The organism is Micromonospora sp. NBC_00421 (assembly GCF_036017915.1).
Lineage (GTDB): Bacteria > Actinomycetota > Actinomycetes > Mycobacteriales > Micromonosporaceae > Micromonospora.
Genome location: NZ_CP107929.1, coordinates 6,975,387 through 6,993,116 on the forward strand (window position 1 = coordinate 6,975,387; position 17,730 = coordinate 6,993,116).

At 74.2% G+C, this 17,730-nt stretch carries 14 protein-coding genes; 8 read left to right on the forward strand and 6 right to left on the reverse strand.

The genetic code is table 11. The features are described 5' to 3' along the window. Window positions 1–34: 34 nt before the first annotated feature. From rocD to OHQ87_RS30110, 3 genes are all read right to left on the reverse strand, one after another. Window positions 35–1,249, reverse strand: a complete 1,215-nt coding sequence (gene rocD / locus OHQ87_RS30100) for an ornithine--oxo-acid transaminase (RefSeq protein ID WP_328343372.1) — start codon at window positions 1,247–1,249, stop codon at window positions 35–37. Next, the gene (gene ddaH / locus OHQ87_RS30105; protein WP_328349066.1) at window positions 1,246–2,061 is read right to left on the reverse strand and encodes a dimethylargininase; all 816 of its coding nucleotides are present in this window, start codon (window positions 2,059–2,061) and stop codon (window positions 1,246–1,248) included. The genes rocD and ddaH overlap by 4 nt, the downstream gene beginning before the upstream one ends. 357 nt (window positions 2,062–2,418) lie before the next feature. Beyond that, the gene (locus OHQ87_RS30110) at window positions 2,419–3,327 is read right to left on the reverse strand and encodes a thrombospondin (protein WP_328343375.1); all 909 of its coding nucleotides are present in this window, start codon (window positions 3,325–3,327) and stop codon (window positions 2,419–2,421) included. Window positions 3,328–3,488: 161 nt separating this feature from the next. On the opposite strand from OHQ87_RS30110, the gene OHQ87_RS30115 reads away from it, so the two are divergent. After that, window positions 3,489–4,295, forward strand: coding sequence for an Fpg/Nei family DNA glycosylase (locus OHQ87_RS30115; RefSeq protein WP_328343377.1), 807 nt, complete (start codon window positions 3,489–3,491; stop codon window positions 4,293–4,295). A 24-nt stretch (window positions 4,296–4,319) separates the two neighbouring features. On the opposite strand, the gene OHQ87_RS30120 is transcribed toward OHQ87_RS30115, so the two are convergent. The 3 genes from OHQ87_RS30120 to OHQ87_RS30130 form a co-directional block, all read right to left on the reverse strand. Further along, complete coding sequence (locus tag OHQ87_RS30120; protein ID WP_328343379.1) at window positions 4,320–5,186, reverse strand: aminoglycoside phosphotransferase family protein; 867 nt, start codon at window positions 5,184–5,186, stop codon at window positions 4,320–4,322. 255 nt (window positions 5,187–5,441) lie between these two features. After that, entirely contained in the window at window positions 5,442–6,812 is a 1,371-nt protein-coding gene (locus OHQ87_RS30125) for an FAD-dependent oxidoreductase (protein WP_328343381.1), read from the reverse strand. 114 nt (window positions 6,813–6,926) lie between these two features. Further along, window positions 6,927–8,066, reverse strand: a complete 1,140-nt coding sequence (locus tag OHQ87_RS30130; protein WP_328343383.1) for a carboxylate-amine ligase — start codon at window positions 8,064–8,066, stop codon at window positions 6,927–6,929. Window positions 8,067–8,270: 204 nt separating this feature from the next. On the opposite strand from OHQ87_RS30130, the gene lysX reads away from it, so the two are divergent. From lysX to OHQ87_RS30165, 7 genes are all read left to right on the forward strand, one after another. Further along, a complete protein-coding gene (lysX, locus tag OHQ87_RS30135; protein WP_328343385.1) occupies window positions 8,271–11,642 on the forward strand; it encodes a bifunctional lysylphosphatidylglycerol synthetase/lysine--tRNA ligase LysX in 3,372 nt (1,123 codons plus the stop codon). Further along, a complete protein-coding gene (locus tag OHQ87_RS30140; RefSeq protein ID WP_328343387.1) occupies window positions 11,639–12,298 on the forward strand; it encodes a DUF998 domain-containing protein in 660 nt (219 codons plus the stop codon). The genes lysX and OHQ87_RS30140 overlap by 4 nt, the downstream gene beginning before the upstream one ends. After that, the gene (locus OHQ87_RS30145; protein ID WP_328343389.1) at window positions 12,295–13,191 is read left to right on the forward strand and encodes an alpha/beta fold hydrolase; all 897 of its coding nucleotides are present in this window, start codon (window positions 12,295–12,297) and stop codon (window positions 13,189–13,191) included. Before OHQ87_RS30140 ends, OHQ87_RS30145 begins: the two co-directional genes overlap by 4 nt. Window positions 13,192–13,201: 10 nt before the next feature. Further along, window positions 13,202–13,510 (forward strand): DUF6412 domain-containing protein, encoded by a 309-nt coding sequence (locus OHQ87_RS30150; RefSeq protein ID WP_328343391.1) that lies wholly within the window; start codon window positions 13,202–13,204, stop codon window positions 13,508–13,510. A 129-nt stretch (window positions 13,511–13,639) separates the two neighbouring features. Next, a complete protein-coding gene (locus tag OHQ87_RS30155) occupies window positions 13,640–14,377 on the forward strand; it encodes a YidC/Oxa1 family membrane protein insertase (protein ID WP_328343393.1) in 738 nt (245 codons plus the stop codon). Between the two features lie 77 nt (window positions 14,378–14,454). Next, window positions 14,455–15,891, forward strand: a complete 1,437-nt coding sequence (locus tag OHQ87_RS30160) for a carbohydrate-binding protein (RefSeq protein ID WP_328343395.1) — start codon at window positions 14,455–14,457, stop codon at window positions 15,889–15,891. 266 nt (window positions 15,892–16,157) lie between these two features. Then, the gene (locus OHQ87_RS30165) at window positions 16,158–17,720 is read left to right on the forward strand and encodes a cellulose binding domain-containing protein (RefSeq protein ID WP_328343397.1); all 1,563 of its coding nucleotides are present in this window, start codon (window positions 16,158–16,160) and stop codon (window positions 17,718–17,720) included. The last annotated feature ends 10 nt before the right edge of the window (window positions 17,721–17,730 follow it).

A 17,730-nucleotide genomic window follows, 5' to 3' on the forward strand; every position in this document is an offset into this window, starting at 1 on the left:
TAGCGGTCCCGGCGCCTCTCCCGTGGTACGGAGGTCAGCCGGCCAGCACGGCGGCGAGCTGCGCCACCGCGTGGTCGATCTCGTCGGAGGTGATCACCAACGGCGGGGCCAGCCGGATGGTGGAGCCGTGGGTGTCCTTGGCCAGCACACCCCGCTCCATCAGCCGCTCGCAGGCCTGCCGACCGGTCATCAGCGCCGGGTCGATGTCCACGCCGGCCCACAGCCCGCGCACCCGCACCGCCACCAGCCCCTTGCCGAGCAGCCCTTCCAGCCCGGACCGCAGCCGTTCGCCCAGCTCGGCGGAGCGGCGTTGGAACTCACCGGTGGCCAGCAGCCGGACCACCTCGGTGGCGACCGCGCAGGCCAGCGGGTTGCCCCCGAAGGTCGAGCCGTGCTGGCCCGGCTTGAGCACCCCGAGCACGCCGGCGTTCGCGGCCACCGCGGAGACCGGCACGATGCCACCGCCGAGCGCCTTGCCCAACAGGTACAGGTCAGGTACGACGCCCTCGTGCTCACAGGCGAAGGTGCGCCCGGTGCGGCCCAGGCCGGACTGGATCTCGTCGGCCACGAACAGCACGTTCCGCTCGGTGCAGACCCGGCGTACGCCCGGCAGGTAACCCTCCGGCGGCAGTACGACGCCCTGCTCGCCCTGGATCGGCTCCAGCAGCACCGCCACAGTGTTCTCGTCGATCGCCGCCTCCAGCGCCGCCAGGTCGCCGTAGGGCACCACGGTGAACCCCGGGGTGTACGGCCCGAAGTCGGCGCGGGCGTCTTCGTCGGTGGAGAAACTGACGATGGTGGTGGTCCGGCCGTGGAAGTTGCCGTCGGCCACGATGATGTTGGCCTGCCCCGGGGCGACCCCCTTGACCTGGTAGCCCCACTTACGGGCGACCTTGATGCCGGTCTCCACCGCCTCGGCGCCGGTGTTCATCGGCAGCACCAGGTCCTTGCCGCAGAGTGCGGCCAGCTCCCGGCAGAAGTCGGCGAACTGGTCGTGGACGAACGCCCGACTGGTCAGGGTGAGCCGGTCGAGCTGCTCGTGGGCGGCCCGGATCAGGGTGGGATGCCGGTGGCCGAAGTTCAGCGCCGAGTAGCCGGCCAGGCAGTCCAGGTAGCGGCGGCCGTCCACGTCGGTGAGCCAGGCCCCCTCGGCCGACGAGATCACCACCGGCAGCGGGTGGTAGTTGTGCGCGGTGTACCGCTCCGCGTCCCGGACGGCGGACGGGGTCCGCAGCATGTCGTCGATCACTGGCTCGCCTTTCCCTGACGGAGTCGCAACGTGCAGCACTTCGGTCCGCCGCCGGCCTTGCGCAGCTCGGACAGGTCGACCCCGATGGTCTGGTAACCCCGGTCGCGCAGCTGCGCGGCCAGCCCGGTGGCCTGCGCGGGCAGCACCACGTGCCGGCCGTCGCTCACCGCGTTGAGGCCCAGCACCCCGGCGTCGGCCATGGTGGCGTGGACCGCGTCCGGGAAGAGCCGACGCAGCACCGCGCGGCTGCCGGGGGAGAACGCCTCGGGCAGGTACGCCACGGTCCGCTCGTCGAGCACGGTAAGCGCGGTGTCCAGGTGGTAGAAGCGCGGGTCGACAAGCTGCATGGTGATCACCGGGTAGCCGAAGACCTCCTGCAACTGGGCGTGCGCGGCGTGCGCGGTGCGGAACCCGGTGCCGGCGAGCAGGTGGTCGCCGACCAGCAGGACGTCGCCCTCGCCCTCGTTGACGTGCTTCGGGTCGTACACCTCGAAGCCGGCGGCCTCGAACCAGGCCCGGTAGGCGGGGGCCTCGTCGGCGCGCTGCGGGTCGCGGAACTGCACCGCCATCGCCCGGTCGTCGAGCACCGTGCCGCCGTTGGCGGCGAAGACCATGTCCGGCAGACCGGCGACCGGGTCGATCAGCTCGACGGTGTGGCCGAGATCGAGGTAGGTGCGGCGGAGCTGCTCCCACTGCCGGATCGCCAGCGCGGTGTCGACCGGCGCGGTCGGGTCCATCCACGGGTTGATGGCGTAGTCGACGGCGAAGTACGTCGGCCGGCACATCAGGAAGCGCTGGCTGGTGGGGTCCATCGTCATTGTCCTGGCTCCCGGGGTCGGGCGCGCCCGGCCTCCGTGGCCCACGGGCTGGCGCCGTGGGTCAACGGTATGCGGCCGGGGGCCACGACAACCACCGCCGAGACTTGCGTACGGCAGCAGTTCATTGCGTGTGCTGGGGATGGGGCGGCGATCCGTTGCGTGGCAGCGCAACGCGAAGGGGCCGTCACCTCGGCGGAGGTGACGGCCCCTGTGCGCATCGGTGACGGCGAACCGCTGCCACCGAACGATATGGGTGCCCGGCTGGTGAACCACCAGAGCTGATCGGGCGAAGCCGGCGAACCGGCTGGTCCAGCGTTGCCGGCGAACCGCCGGCGGGGTCATATGTGCCCGTCAGAACCGGTCCGCAAACTGTGAGTCAAGCCACTCGCGGAGCCGGGCCACCCAGTCGCCGTCCGTGGTCGGCCAGTCGAACTGACCGGTGAACGCGACCACGCCCAGCACCACCGCGGCCAGACCGACCAGCACGCCGATCAGCGCGTCCGTGGTGCCGGCCACGTGCCGACGCCGGGTCGCGATCAGGCCCAGCACCGAGCAGACCGCGCCGAACGCGCCGAGCGCGATGCCGTACCCGGCGAGGGTGCCGGTGAGCACGAACGCCGCACCCACCACCGAGACGATCAGGCCGAGCGTGGCGAGCAGGCTGGCCCGCGGCTTCGGACCGGCCACCACAGCCGCCTCCGGGCGGGCCCCGTCGGCGTCGACCCGGTCCCGGTCGGCGGGGCGGGTGGCGACGCCGGCGGTGGGCATCGTCGGGTCGACGGCCGTCGTCCGGTCCCGGGCGGTCGGGCGGTCGGCGTCCACCGGGCGCGGTGCGGTGCGGACCGGGCCGGCGTCGGCGACTCGGATCGGGTCGGTCGGCGTGCGCGGCTCGTCGTCGACGGTCGAGGGCCGCGCGGCAGCGGCGCTCCGCGTGCCGTCGACGGCGCTGCGGGCGGTCGCCGCCCGCGCCAACGCGCCGCGCTCCGCCGCGCGCCGCTCGGCGTCGGCGTCAGGCCCGGCGTCCATGGTGCGTTCGCCGGTCGGTCGGCCGCCGACCCCGGCCGCGTCGGCGTCGCGTTCGGCGGTGCGTCGCGCCGCGTCGGCGTCGCGCTCGCCGTCGGTGGCCAGCGACCCGCTGCGGTACGTCGCCCGGTCGGCGTCCCGGTCGGTCACCACCGGCTGCCCGTCGCGCGCGTCGACCACCCCGTCACCGTTGCTGTCCTGCGCCGTACGGCGACGCAGGAGAGAAGGAACGTTCACCACCACACCTCCTTGTCGATGCGTGCAGCCCTCGGAAGGTCGGTGGCCGCCACGCGGGAACTACAGGTACGTACCCCACCCGTCGATCGACCACACTCCGATCGGCAGGCCGTGGCACCGGCGTCGGTGGGGCCCCGGCCGCCTGACTACCCTTGGCACCCGTGCCAGAGGGACACACCATCCACCGCCTCGCGGCCCGGCACGCCGAGCTGTTCGCCGGCGACAAGGTCACCGCCAGCAGCCCGCAGGGCCGGTTCGCCGAGGGCGCCGCCCGGCTCTCCGGCACCGTCCTCGACGACACCGAGGCGTACGGCAAGCATCTGCTGCACCACTACGCCGACGAGCGGACCCTGCACGTCCACCTCGGCCTGTACGGCAAGTTCACCGACGGGGACGGTGAGCCGCCCGTACCGGTGGGGCAGGTCCGGTTGCGGCTGGCCAGCGACCGGCACTGGCTCGACCTGCGCGGACCCACCGCCTGCGAGCTGCTGACCCCGCCCGAGGTGGCGGCGCTGCGCGGCCGGCTCGGCCCGGACCCGTTGCGCGCCGACGCCGACCCCGACCACGGGTACGCCCGGATCCGGCGCAGCCCCACCCCGCTCGCCGCGCTGCTGCTGGACCAGTCGGTGGTCGCGGGCACCGGGCTGATCTTCGTGACCGAGGCGCTGTTCCGGGCCGGTCTGCGGCCGACGTTGCCCGGCCGGCAGCTCACAGCGGCCTGCTGGGCGGCGCTCTGGGCCGACCTGGTGGAGTTGATGACGCTGGCGGTGGCGCGCGGCCGGATCGACACCGTCCGCGACGCCCACCTACCCGAGGCGATGGGCCGCCCGGCGCGCGTCGACCGGCACGGCGGCGAGGTGTACGTCTACCGCCGCCCCGGTGCCCCCTGCCACGTCTGCGGCAGCCCGATCAGCCGGGGTGGGCTGGCCGGCCGCAACCTCTACTGGTGCCCCACCTGCCAACCCTGAGCCGCGTCGCCGGGGGTGCCGGGTTCAGTGGCCGTCGAGCAGCCAGCGGGCCACCTCCACCTGGTTGGTGAAGACCGTGTCGCCGTCCAGGCTCCAGGCGAGGCAGTGCGCGATCGTCCAGCCGGCCACCCGCTCCCGGTCCAGCCCGAGCGCGCCCGTGATCCGGTCCAGCCGCCGCCGTACCGCCCCGGGGGAGTGCCCCAGCTCGACGCCGCGCACGATCGGCACCACTGCGAACTCCCGCTCGCCCAGCAACGGCTTGGGGTCGATCACCAGCCACGGTTCGCGGGTCGCCCGCAGCACGTTGCCGGCGTGCAGATCCTGGTTGACGAGCACCTGCTCGCCCTGGCTGCCGGCCAGCCCGTCGAGCCGGTCGAGGGCCGCATCGACGAGTCGCCGCTCGTACGGCCGGCCGGCCCGTTCCCACTTCTCGGGCAGCCGGTGCCGCCAGCCGGTGGCCTCCTCGGCGAGCGGGATGAACGGCCCGGCCGGCCGCCGCCACAGCCGGGGCAGCAGCGCGGCGACCACGTCCACCGCCTCGTCGGAAGGGAGTTCGTGCAGGGGTGAGCCGGGTCGGCACCGCTCCACCAGCAGCGCCCGTCGCTGCGGGTCGTGAGCGAGAAGCCGGACCGCCGCCTCGCCGTCCCAGTGCGCCAGCGCGTCGGCCTCGTGCCGGCTGTCCGGGTCCGGGTACTGCAACTTCAGCACCGCCGAAGTGCCGTCGGGCAGCTCGGCCGGCATCGCCAGCGAGGCGAACGCGTAGGGGAAGGGCCTGCCGAGCCGCAGCGACCACTGCTGCGCGCACTCGTCCCGCCACCGGGGCAGCACCGCCAGCCACTCCCGCCCGTCGGGTTGCTGCCGCACCCACGACAACCCCGCCGGAACCTCCACCCGCCCATTGTGGCGATCGTGGAGTGTTGTTGCTGAACTGGCGACTGGCTATAGCGACAACAACTCTCCACAAAGGCAACAGCACGACGGCAGCAACGCGGGCGTCGCCGTGCGGGCCGGTGCCGGCGTGGGGGTGGTGCGAGCGTGCGGGGTGGTGCCGGCGTGCGGGGTGGTAGGCCGCGATGGTGTGGCGCGGGGAAGACTGCGGGCCGGGCGGGGGTGCAGCGCAGAGACGGTGGGCGGGGGGATGGCAGGTCAGCGGTCGAGGGCGTCGACGGCCTTGCGGGCGGCGATCAGCACCGGGTCCCAGACCGGGGCGTACGGCGGGGCGTAGCCGAGATCGAGGGCGGTCATCTCGTCCACAGTCATCTCGTTCCACAACGCCACGGCCAGCGCGTCGATCCGCTTCGCCGCCTCGGAACGACCGACGATCTGCGCGCCGAGCAGCCGCCCGGTGGGCCGCTCGGCGATCAGCTTCACCGTCATCGGCTGGGCCCCCGGGTAGTAACCGGCCCGGTTGGTCGACTCGGCGATCACCGAGACGAACTCGAACCCGGCCGCCGCGGCGTCCCGTTCCCGCAGCCCGGTACGCCCCACCTCCAGGTCGCAGACCTTCGTCACGGCGGTGCCGATCACGCCGGGGAAGGTGGCGTACCCGCCGCCGATGTTGATCCCGGCGACCCGGCCCTGCTTGTTGGCGTGGGTGCCGAGCGGGATGTGCACCGACGTGCCGGTGACCCGGTGCAGGGTCTCCACGCAGTCGCCTGCCGCCCAGACGCCGGGCACCCCGGTCACCCGCATCCGGCGGTCCACCCGTACCCCGCCGGACTGGCCGAGGGGGAAGCCGGCGGCGGCGGCGAGCGCGGTGTTGGGGCGTACGCCCAGGCCGAGGACCACGACGTCGGCCGGCACCGGGCCGGCGGAGGTGACCACCGCGGACACCCGGCCGTCGCGCTGCTCGACCCCGCTCACCGTGACGCCGGTACGGATCTCGATGCCCAGCTCGCGCATTGCCCTGGCGACCAGGCCGGCCATGTCCTCGTCGACGGTGGCCATCGGCTGCTCGGCCCGTTCGACCAGGGTGACGGTGAGCCCGCGCTGGATCAGCGCCTCGGCCATCTCCACCCCGATGTAACCGCCGCCGACGACCACCGCGCGGCGGGGTGCCGGGGTGCCGTCCAGCCAGGCACGTAACCCCGCCGCGTCGTCGAGGGTCTGGATGCCGAAGATGCCGTCGACGTCTTCGGTCGCCCAGTCGGGCAGGTTGGGGACCGCGCCGGTGGCGTACACCAGGGTGTCGAACCGTTCGTGGACCTCGCCGCCGTCGTCGAGCCGGCGGGCGGTGACCTCCCGACGGTCGAGGTCGATGCCGGTGACCTCGGTACGCAGCCGCACGTCGATGGCGAAGTCGTCGCGGAAGGTGGCCGGGTCGCGGGCGATCAACGCGTCCCGCTCCTCGACCAGGCCACTGATCCAGTACGGGATGCCGCACGCCGAGTACGACGTGAAGTGTCCCCGCTCGAACGCCACGATCTCCAGGTCGTCGCTGCCCCGGCGGCGGCGGGCCTGGGAGGCCGCCGCCATCCCGGCGGCGTCCCCACCGACGACGATCAGCCGCTCTGCCACGATGCCCAGTCTTCCACGCGCCGGCCGAGCACGGGCCGGTCAGCGGCACGACGGCCGCCCCCGGACCACCTGCCGACGGGCCGACCAGCGACGGGCCGGCCAGCGGCACGATGGTCAGCCACGGGTCTGCCGGGCGACCTCGGCGACCACGTCCTCCAACCGACCCGACCGGGCGAACACGGCCCGCTGCCGGGCGGCCCCGGTGCCGTGCCGACGCAACCCGGCCAGCAGTTCGGTCACCTCGGCCAGGTCGTCGTGCGCCTCCAGCGCCGGACGGACCCGCTCGACCAGCCGGTCCACCAGCTCCCAGGCCGGGCGCAGCTCACCGTTGGCCAGGTCGACGCCGTCGCCCTCCAACCCGTCGTGGGCGGCCCGCCAGTGCGCGGCGACCAGCATGTGATGGTCGGTGTTCACCGCCGGGCGGCCCGCCGCCACGTCGTCCATGGCGGTGGCGACCAGCGCCCGGACCAGCCCCGCCACCAGCACCGCGTCGTCCACCGAGGGGCAGACGTCACCGATGCGGACCTCCACGGTCGGGTACTTCGCCGACAGCCGGGCGTACCAGTAGAGCATCCCCTCGTCGAGCATCACCCCGCTGGCGATCAACTGCCGGATCAGCCGCTCGTAGTGCTCGGACGACTCCAGGTAGGGGGTGGGCGCCACCGAAGGCCAGCGCTCCCACTCGACGGAGCGCCAGCTCGCGTAGCCGGTGTCGACGCCCTCGGAGAACGGCGAGTTGGTGGTCATCGCGTGCAGCACCGGCAGCCACGGCCGGATGTGGTTGAGCACCTGCACCCCGGTGTCCGGATCGGGAACACCCACGTGTACGTGCATGCCGTTGTTGCCGGGGCCGGGCACCAGCAGCCGGAACCGCTCGATCATCCGGTCGAAGCGGGGCTTGTCCACCACCGGCGGCACCGGCCCCGCCACCGGACCGGTCCCGATGGCCAGCACCCGTACGCCGGCCCGCTCGGCGGCGTCGGCCAGCGCGGCGCGCAGCACGCCCAGCGAGTGCCGGATCGAGCTCAGCTCCAACCCGGGCGGGCTGCCGATCTCGATCTGGCTGGTCTGGAACTCCCGCTCCACCTGCCCGCGCAGCTCGGCCGGCACCTGCGCCATGACCAGGTCGATGGCGGGCACCGCGGCACCGGTGTGCGGGTCGACCAGGAGGAACTCCTCCTCCACGCCCACCGTGAGCCGGTCGACCCCGGTCTGCTCCGGAGCCGTCGCCCCGGCCGCCACCCCACTGGTCATCGCCCATCACCGTCCGTCCCGTCGGGTCGCGGCGGGTTTCGCCGCGGTGTCGCCCGGCCCATTACCCAGAGTGTCCGGCGGGGAAAACGCGACACGGCGGGCCATCGCGCCGGATGCTTACCATGACCCGGTCCGCCGACCGGTGCCGTGGCGCACCCCCGCCCCGACCGGGTGGGCCGGGGCCGGCGACGTGAGGGAGGTCAGGTGACCCCGACGACGGTGTCCCAGGTCGCGGCCCCGCCGGTCCACCCCGGCCACACCGGCCGCCCGGGCCACCCCGCCCGGCCGTCCGCGCCGGACTGGCGGCGGCAGGTGCCCCGGATGTTCGCGGCGCTGCTGTGGTTCATCGCCGCGATCTGCGCGCTGGCGGCGGTGAGCAGTGCGGCCAACGCCGAGTTCCAGCCGGTGCGGACCACCATCGACACGCTGCTGGTGCCTGCCCCCGCCAACCTGGCGTACGCGGTGTTCCTGGGCACCCTCGCCGCGGCGGTGCTGCGGCGTAAACGGCTGGCGTACTGGGTGCTCGTCGTCTACTTCACCCTCAGCCTGGTCGTCGGCGCGCTGGCCGGTCTGCTGCTGGTGACCGTCGGCGCGGACCGGCTCACCGACGACGCCGGGCGGCGGATCTTCGACCTGATCGACACCGTGGGCGTCTGGGTGGGCATCGGCTTCGCCGCCGCCGCGCTGGCCCTGCTGCTGGCCGCCCGGCGGGAGTTCTACGCCCGGGTCCGCAGCGGCAGCACCCGCCGCGCCCTGGGGGTGTTCTTCGGCCTCGCCGCGGGCGCCGTCGGGCTCGGCTACCTGCTGCTCACCGCCGTGCCCGGCAGCCTGCGCAGTTGGCTGGACCGGCTCGGGTACGCCATCGAGAAGGTCTTCGGCGGGGCGATCACCCTGGACGTCACCCGGCACGGTCAGGCCCCCGGCTGGGTCAACCTGCTGCTCGGCGGGATGGGCGCGGTCGCCTTCCTCGCCGGCCTGTTCACCCTGCTGCGCTCGCAGCGCGCCGCCGCCGTGCTGCACCCCGACGAGGAGCAGCGGATCCGGGAGCTGCTGGCCCGCTACGGCGAGCGGGACTCGCTCGGCTACTTCGCCACCCGGCGCGACAAGGCGGCGATCTTCTCGGCCAGCGGCAAGGCGGCGCTGACCTACCGGGTGGTCAACGGGGTGAGCCTGGCCAGCGGCGACCCGGTCGGCGATCCGGAGGCGTGGGGGCCGGCCATCACCGCCTGGCTGGAGCAGGCCCGGGAGTACGCCTGGACCCCGGCGGTGATGGGGGCCAGCGAGGTCGGCGCGCGGGCCTACCACAGGCACGGGTTGAAGGTGCTGCAACTGGGCGACGAGGCGATCCTGCTGGCCCGGGAGTTCGACCTGGGCGGGCGGGACATGCGTCCGGTCCGGCAGGCGGTGCACCGGGTCGAGCGGGCCGGGCACACCGCGCTGGTCCGTCGGCACGCCGAGATCCCGCCGGACGAGCTGGCCGACCTCGCCGCGCTGGCCACCCGCTGGCGGGACACCGAGCACGAGCGCGGCTTCTCGATGGCGCTGGGCCGGCTCGGCGACCCGGCCGACGGCGACTGTGTGCTGGTCGAGGCCCGGGACGGCACCGGCCGGGTGCGGGCGCTGCTGTCGCTGAGCCCGTGGGGCGCCGACGGGTTGTCGCTGGACCTGATGCGTCGGGACCGCACCGCCGACAACGGGGTCACCGAGTTCATGGTGGCCGCGCTGCTCGGTGCGGCCCCCCGGCTGGGCGTCGAGCGGGTGTCGTTGAACTTCGCCGTGTTCCGGTCGGTCTTCGAGCAGGGTGCCCGGATCGGTGCCGGCCCGGTGATCCGGCTGTGGCGGCGTACCCTGCTGTTCTTCTCCCGCTGGTGGCAGTTGGAGTCGCTGTACCTGTCCAACGCCAAGTACCAGCCGCACTGGACGCCCCGCTACCTGTGCTTCGGCGAGCGGCGGGAACTGGCCCGGGTGGGGTTGGCCGCCGCCGTCGCCGAGGGCTTCCTGGCGTTGCCCGGTGGCCGCCCGTCCCCGCTGTACGGGGCACCACCGGCCGGTGGTGGGGTGGGGTTCGTGCCGCCGGAGGCCGCAGTGGTGCACGCGGTCAGCCCGGAACCGGCCCGCGAGCAGCTTCCCGAGCAGGTCCGGGTGCGTCGGGCGAAGCTGGACCGGCTGCGGGCGGAGGGCGTCGAGGCGTACCCGGTGGGGTGGCCGCGTACCGACGGGTGTGCGGCGGTGCGGCAGCGGCACGCCGGGCTGGCCCCGGACACCGGCACCGGGGAGACGGTCTCGGTGGCCGGGCGGGTGCTGCTCGTCCGCGACCACGGCCGGGTCTGCTTCGTCACCGTCCGTGACGGCAGTGGCGACCTGCAACTGATGCTGGAGAAGGAGCTGGACCGGTGGCGGGCCACCGTCGACATCGGCGACCACGTCGGCGCGACAGGCGAGGTGTACGCCACCCGGCGCGGCGAGGTGTCCGTGCGGGTGGCCGACTGGCGGCTCACCGCCAAGTGCCTGCGCCCGCTGCCGGACAAGCACCACGGCCTGGCCGACCCGGAGGCGCGGGTCCGCCGCCGCTACCTGGACCTGGCGATCAACCCGTCGGCGCGGGAGCTGCTGCGGGCGCGCAGCGCCACCCTGACCAGCCTGCGGCGGACCCTGGTGACCCGGGACTTCCTGGAGGTGGAGACGCCGATCCTGCAACGGGTGCACGGCGGCGCCAACGCCCGTCCGTTCGTCACCCACAGCAACGCCTACGACCTGCGGTTGACCCTGCGGATCGCCCCCGAGCTCTATCTGAAGCGGCTCGCCGTGGGCGGCGTCGAGCGGGTGTACGAGTTGGGTCGGGTGTTCCGCAACGAGGGCGTCGACTTCAGCCACAACCCGGAGTTCACCGTGCTGGAGGCGTACCAGGCGTACGCCGACTACCACGACATGCGGGAGCTGGCCCGGGAGTTGATCGTGGCGGCGGCGGTGGCGGTGCACGGCGCTCCACTGGCCCGTCGACCGGGCACCGGTGAGCTGGTGGACATCGGTGGGCCGTGGCCGGTGCGCACGGTGCACGAGGCGGTCTCCGCCGCGCTGGGCGAGGAGGTCACCGTGGACACCGACGGGGCCACCCTGCGCCGCCTCGCCGACGGCGCCCGGGTGCCGTACGACCCGGGTTGGGGGCGCGCCGAGCTGCTGTCGGAGCTGTACGAGCGGCTGGTCGAGGCGGTCACCGACGTGCCCACGTTCTATCTGGACTTCCCGACCGAGGTCTCGCCGTTGACCCGTCAGCACCGGGTCGACCCCCGGCTGGCCGAGCGGTGGGACCTGGTGGCGTTCGGGATGGAGCTGGGCACCGCGTACTCGGAGCTGGTCGACCCGACCGAGCAGCGGCGGCGGTTGACCGCCCAGTCGCTCAAGGCGGCCGGCGGCGACCCGGAGGCGATGGAGCTGGACGAGGACTTCCTCACCGCGCTGGAGTACGCGATGCCGCCGACCGGCGGGTTGGGGCTGGGCGTGGACCGGCTGGTGATGCTGCTGACCGGCCGGTCCATCCGGGAGACCCTGCCGTTCCCGATGGTCCGCGAGTCGTGAACCGCCCCCGCGCGGCCCGGACCGGGGCGGCGGTGGCGCTCGTGCTGGCGGCGGTCTGTTACGCCTCCTGGCTGCTCGGCCCGGTGCTCAACCCGGGGCTCGACCCGGTCGGCAGCTACCTCAGCGAGCTTGCCGCGCGGGACCAGCCGTACCACAGGCTCTTCCAGCTGGGCGACGTGGCGACCGGGCTCTGTGCGGCGGTGGCCGGGCTGCTGCTGGGCCGGGTGGCCCGGGACGTGCCACGGCCGGCCTGGTGGGGGTTGCTGCTCTTCGGAGTGGCCACCGCCGTGGACGGCGGCTGGACCACGATGGACTGCGCACCGTCGGTGGACGCCCGCTGCGCGCGGCTGGAGGAGCTGGGCGAGCTGTCCTGGCGGCACCAGGCGCACACAGTCACCTCGTCGGTGGCGGTGGCCGGCGCGCTGCTCTCGGTGGTGGCGATCCTCGCCGTGCTGCGTGGCCCGGCCCGCCGCCGGGCCGGGCTGGTGGTGGCGGTGGTGCTGCTGGTCGGCACGGTCGGGACGCTGATCGCCGCGGTGCGCCCCGAGTGGGGGTTGGGCCTGTGGCAGCGGACCCAGTTGACCGGGCTGTCCGGCTGGCTGCTGCTCGCCGCCGCCGTCGCCCGCCTGGGTCCCCGCCCGGAGGAACCCCGGTGACCGGCCGGCCCGGCGACCGGCCCGCCGCCGACCGGGCGGCGCAGGGTGGCGTGACCGGTCGGTCGGGCGGGGCCGGTGGGCCGGGGGTGCTGCTCTGCCCGGGGATGGGGGAGGGGGCGGAGACCTGGGACCGGCTGGCCCCCCTGCTGCGTGCCGCCGGCTACCGGGTGGGCCGGCTGGACCGGCCGGGGCCGGAGGACTTCCGGGTGCCCACCCTCGGCGACGAGGTGGCCCGGATCGCCGCGGGGGTGGCCGGGCTGGAGCGGCCGGTGCTGGTGGCCCACTCGGCGGCGGCCCTGCCCGCGGAGGCGTACGCCCGGCGGCATCCGGGGCGGCTGGCCGGGCTGGTGCTCGCGGATCCCAGCCTGGCGGCACCGCGCCTGGCGGACCCGGGCGGGACCCGGGCAGCGGGCTGGGAGCGGTTGTCGGCGTGGTCGGCCGGCGCGGTGGCGGCGGCCGCCCCGATGGTGGCCGGGGCGCTGGACCGGTCGGGGCTGGTCCGTCGGGTCGGCCCGTGGGCCTGGCATCGGGCGGTACGCCGGATGAGCGTCCGGCCGCCCGACCCGGCGGCGGCGGTGCCGTACGGCTCGGCGGCGGTGCTTGTCGGCGCGCTGGTGCAGTGGCTGGCGCATCCGGCGGTGGCGGCGGAGCTGGTGGCGCTACGCGAGGTGACGGCGGCACCGACGCTGCCGGTGCGGGTGCTGACCGCGCTCGGCGACGTGCCCACCCCGGTTGGTCGGGCGGCGTGGCGGGCCGGGCACGCCCGGCTGGCGGCGAGCTTCCCGGCGGGCCGGCAGGAGGTGTTCCGGGACGCCCGGCACCTGCTGCACGTCGACCGGCCGGCGACGGTGGTCGAGGCCGTCGCGGCGGTGGGACGTGACAGCGGGTCCTAGTCTGGTGCGCGTGCCGGGTCTGCGGGTGGTGACGGGTCTGTGGGCGTACGCGCTCATCGGGCTGACGCTGTTCGCGGACCGGCCGGGCGACCTGCTGGCCGGTGCGGCGGTGGTGGCCGCGCTGTTGCTCGTCGTCCTGCTGGCGGCGCGTCCCCGCCCGGTGACCGGCCCCGGGCTCGGGCGGCGGGCGGTCGGGCTGCGGGACCGGGCCCGACGTCGACGGGTGCCCCGCCAGGTCGACCCGGACGCGGCGGGCCGACCCCGCCCCCGGGCACCCGGGCGTTGCTCTCCGGTCGGGTGGTCCCCGGTCGCGGGCTGACCCGCGCGCCGCCGACCCCTGACCGATTCCGTCGTCATCCGTCCCTGCGGTGCACGGGCCGGCGTCCCCTGGTGGGCCGCCGGCAGCCGTCCCGTGCGGACTTCCGGAATCGGACCGAGGGGTTCCTCCATGCTCGCCTTCTCACCTGTGCACGACGCGGCTGTCGCCGCGGGTTCCTTCGTCGGCTGGCTCGCCGAGCTGCTGACGCCACTGGGCGGGGTCGCCACCGCCGCCGCCATCGTCCTGTTCACCGTCGCCGTCCGACTGCTGATCTCGCCGCTCACCGTCGCCCAGGTCCGCGGGGAGCGGCGTCGCGCGGCGCTCGCCCCGCAGCTCCGCCAGCTCCGGCAGCGGTACGCGGGCGACCCGGCGAAGCTGCAGTCGGAGATGTTCGCGCTCTACCGCCGGGCCGGCGCGTCGCCGGTGGCGGGGTGCCTGCCGGCTCTGCTCCAGGCGCCGTTCTTCCTGGTCATGTACCGCCTGTTCGGCACCGGGGACGGTGCTGCCGGGTTGCTCGACGCGCGGCTGGCCGGGGTGCCGCTGGGCTGGCACCTGGGCGACGGGCTGTCACCGTCGGTGCTTGTGGTCTTCGGGGTGCTGCTGGCGGCCCTGCTCGGGTCGGCCCGGTTCCTGTCCCGGCGGGCCCAGCGGACGGCCGCGTCGGCAGATGCCCCGACGGATCAGCCGGGGGCGGCACTGCTGGCCCGGGTGATCCCGCTGCTGCCGTATGGCACGGTGCTGGTGGCGTTGGTGGTGCCGTTGGCGGCGGTGCTCTACCTGGTCACCACCACCGGGTGGACGGCGGCCGAGCACCTGCTGCTGCGCCGGCCACAGTCGGAACTCGTCGAAGCCATCGACGAACGTTGACAAGTAGCGGGGCGGGAGCGTAGAAAACCGCTCAGAGAGCGCTCTCTAGCTCCCGTCCCCCTCGGAGAGGCATCCCGATGAACGCTGTCCCGGCGGCCCCGGTCGCCCCCACCGCCCCGCGCCGGTCCCGCCGCCGGCTCGCCCTGGCGGTCACCCTCGCCACCGTCACCGCACTGACCGGCCTCTCGGTCGCGGCACAGGCCGCCGTCCCGACGCCGCCGTCGGGGTGGAACCTGATGTGGAGCGACGACTTCACAGGTGCGTCCGGCACCCTGCCGTCCTCGGCCAACTGGATCGTGGACACCGGCACCAGCTACCCCGGCGGCCCGGCCAACTGGGGCACCGGCGAGATCCAGACGTACACCGGAAGCACCGCCAACCTGGCCCAGGACGGTGCCGGCAACCTGCGGATCACCCCGCTGCGCGACTCCGCCGGCCGGTGGACCTCGGCCCGGATCGAGACGGTCCGCACCGACTTCAAGCCCCCGTCCGGCGGGGTGCTGGCGATCGAGGGGCGAATCCAGATGCCCAACGTCACGGCCGCCCAGGCGGCCGGCTACTGGCCGGCGTTCTGGGCGCTCGGTGCGCCCTATCGGGGCAACTACCAGAACTGGCCGGGCATCGGCGAGATCGACGTGATGGAGAACGTCAACGGGCTCAACCAGGTCTGGGGCGCGCTGCACTGCGGGGTCGCCCCCGGTGGCCCGTGCAACGAGTTCAGCGGGCTCGGCGCCACCCGGGTCTGCCCCGGCAGCGCCTGCCAGGCCGCCTTCCACACCTACCGCACCGAGTGGGACACCTCGGTCAGCCCGCAGCAACTGCGCTGGTACGTCGACGGGCAGCTGTTCCACACCGTCACCGAGACCCAGGTCGGTGCGACCTACTGGGCGCAGATGACCGGCCACGGCGGCTACTTCCTGCTGCTCAACGTGGCGATGGGCGGCTCCTTCCCGGACGGGGTGGCCGGCTACGTCACGCCGACCGGCTCGACGGTCTCCGGTCGGCCGATGCTCGTCGACTACGTCGCGGTCTACCGTCGGGGCGGCGGCTCCAACCCGACGCCGACCCCCACCACGCCGGCCCCGACCACGCCGCCGCCGTCCGGCACCGTGGACGCCTACGGCACGATCCAGGCCGAGGCGTTCTCCGGGCAGAACGGGGTCGCGGTCGAGACGTGTGCCGAGGGCGGGCAGAACATCGCCGCGCTGCGCAACGGCGACTGGGCCCGCTACGACAACGTGGACTTCGGCACCGGCGGGCCGCGCGACTTCCTGGCCCGGGTGGCGTCCGGGGCGGCCAGCGGGGTGAGTGGCCTGGTCGAGGTCCGGTTGGACAGCCCGACCGGCACCCCGATCGGTAGCTTCGCCCTGGCCAACACCGGTGGCTGGCAGAGCTGGCGGTCGGTGCCGGGCAACGTTTCGGCGGTGACCGGCCGGCACAGCGTCTACCTGACCTTCAGCAGCGGCCAGTCGGCCGACTTCGTCAACGTCAACTGGTTCACCTTCCGTCGCTGAGTCGGCAGTCGGGGTCCGTGCCGCGTCGGCACGGACCCCGTTGGCCCGTCGGCCGGTGCGGCCGGTGCGCGGTGCGGCCGGGGGCTGGGCCGGCGGGGAAGTTGTCCGGCGCTGGACATTAACAGTTAAGAGTCTTAATAATAGGCGGACGTAGACAACCGTGGATCGGTCCATCGGTCGTCCCGGCGGTCCCGCCCCCGGACCGCGCCCCCACCGGCCCGCGCAGGCGGGACGGTCACCCCCGCCCCGGTCCCTGGAGGCCACCCGTGAGACTCCGCTCCCCCCGCGCGGCCACCCTCGCCGTCGCGCTCGCCGCTGCCCTGGTCGCCGGCACGCTCGTGGCCCCGCCGGCCGCGTCCGCCGCCACCGCCGCCTTCGTCCGCACCGCCAGCTGGAGCAGCGGGTACGAGGCGAAGTTCACAGTCACCAACGACACCTCGACCGCGATCAGCTCGTGGAACGTCCAGTTCGACCTGCCGTCGGGCAGCGCCGTCGGCTCGTTCTGGGACGCCCGGCTGACCAGCTCCGGCCAGCACGTCACCGCCCTCAACCAGAGCTGGAACGGCAGCCTCGCACCGGGTGCCAGCACCACCTTCGGTTTCGTCGTCGCCGGCACCGGCGACCCGACCGACTGCACGGTCAACGGCGGGGCCTGCACCGGCGGCGGCCCCGGCAACCCGACCGGCCCGGCCACCCCCGGCGGGCTGCGGGTCACCGGCACCACCGCGTCCTCGGCCACGCTGGCCTGGAACGCCGTCTCCGGCACGGTCACCGGCTACCGGATCTACGAGGGCAGCACGGTGAAGGCCACCGTCACCGGCACCTCCACGACCGTCTCCGGGCTGGCCACCTGCTCCGCGCACAGCTGGACCGTCACGGCGTACAACTCGGTAGGCGAGTCGGCGAAGTCGGCAGCGGTCTCGGCCACCACCACCGGCTGCACCGGGGGCACCGGCCCGATGGCCGCCGCCCCCTACCTCTACCCGGGCTGGGGTGACCCGCCCGCACCGGCCACCGTGATGGGGGCGACCGGGGTCAAGTGGTTCACCGTCGCGTTCGTGCTCTCCGGTGGAGGCTGCACCCCCGCCTGGGACGGTTCCGGCCCGCTCACCGGTGGCGCGCACGCCAGCACCATCGCCGCGATCCGGGCGGCCGGCGGCGACGTCATCCCGTCGTTCGGCGGGTGGAGCGGCAACAAGCTCGGCCCGAACTGCGCGTCGGCAAGCGCCCTCGCCGGGGCCTACCAGCAGGTGATCAACGCGTACGGCCTGAAGGCGATCGACGTCGACATCGAGAACAGCGACGAGTTCGAGAACGAGGCGGTGCAGGACCGGATCCTCGGCGCGCTGAAGATCGTCAAGCAGAACAACCCGGGGATCAGGACGATCGTCACCTTCGGCACCACGACCACCGGGCCGTCGTACTACGGCACCCGGCTGGTCAGGCAGGCAGCCGCGCTCGGTGCGAACATCGACACCTTCACCATCATGCCGTTCGACTTCGGCGGCGGGGCGAACATGTACCAGAACTCCGTCGATGCCGCCGAGGGGCTGAAGAACACCCTGAAGTCGGCGTTCGGCTGGTCCGACGCCACCGCGTACGCGCACATGGGCATCAGCGGCATGAACGGCCTCTCCGACCAGCAGGAGCTGACCTCGCCGGCCACCTGGACCCAGATCCGGGACTGGGCCAAGGCCCGGGGGCTGTCCCGGTTCACCTTCTGGGCGGTCAACCGGGACCGGCCCTGCCCGGGTGGCGGAGTGGTCGCCAACTGCTCCGGCATCGCCCAGAACACCTGGGAGTTCACCTCGATCACCGCGAAGTTCTGACCGACGCCGC

What these genes read in the sequence shown, in the direction of transcription:
- ddaH (WP_328349066.1), bottom strand. Translation starts at nt 2,061, where the DNA reads ATGGACCCCACCAGCCAGCGCTTCCTGATGTGCCGGCCGACGTACTTC.
- OHQ87_RS30130 (WP_328343383.1), bottom strand. Translation starts at nt 8,066, where the DNA reads ATGACCAGTGGGGTGGCGGCCGGGGCGACGGCTCCGGAGCAGACCGGG.
- OHQ87_RS30155 (WP_328343393.1), top strand. Translation starts at nt 13,640, where the DNA reads ATGCTCGCCTTCTCACCTGTGCACGACGCGGCTGTCGCCGCGGGTTCC.
- OHQ87_RS30160 (WP_328343395.1), top strand. Translation starts at nt 14,455, where the DNA reads ATGAACGCTGTCCCGGCGGCCCCGGTCGCCCCCACCGCCCCGCGCCGG.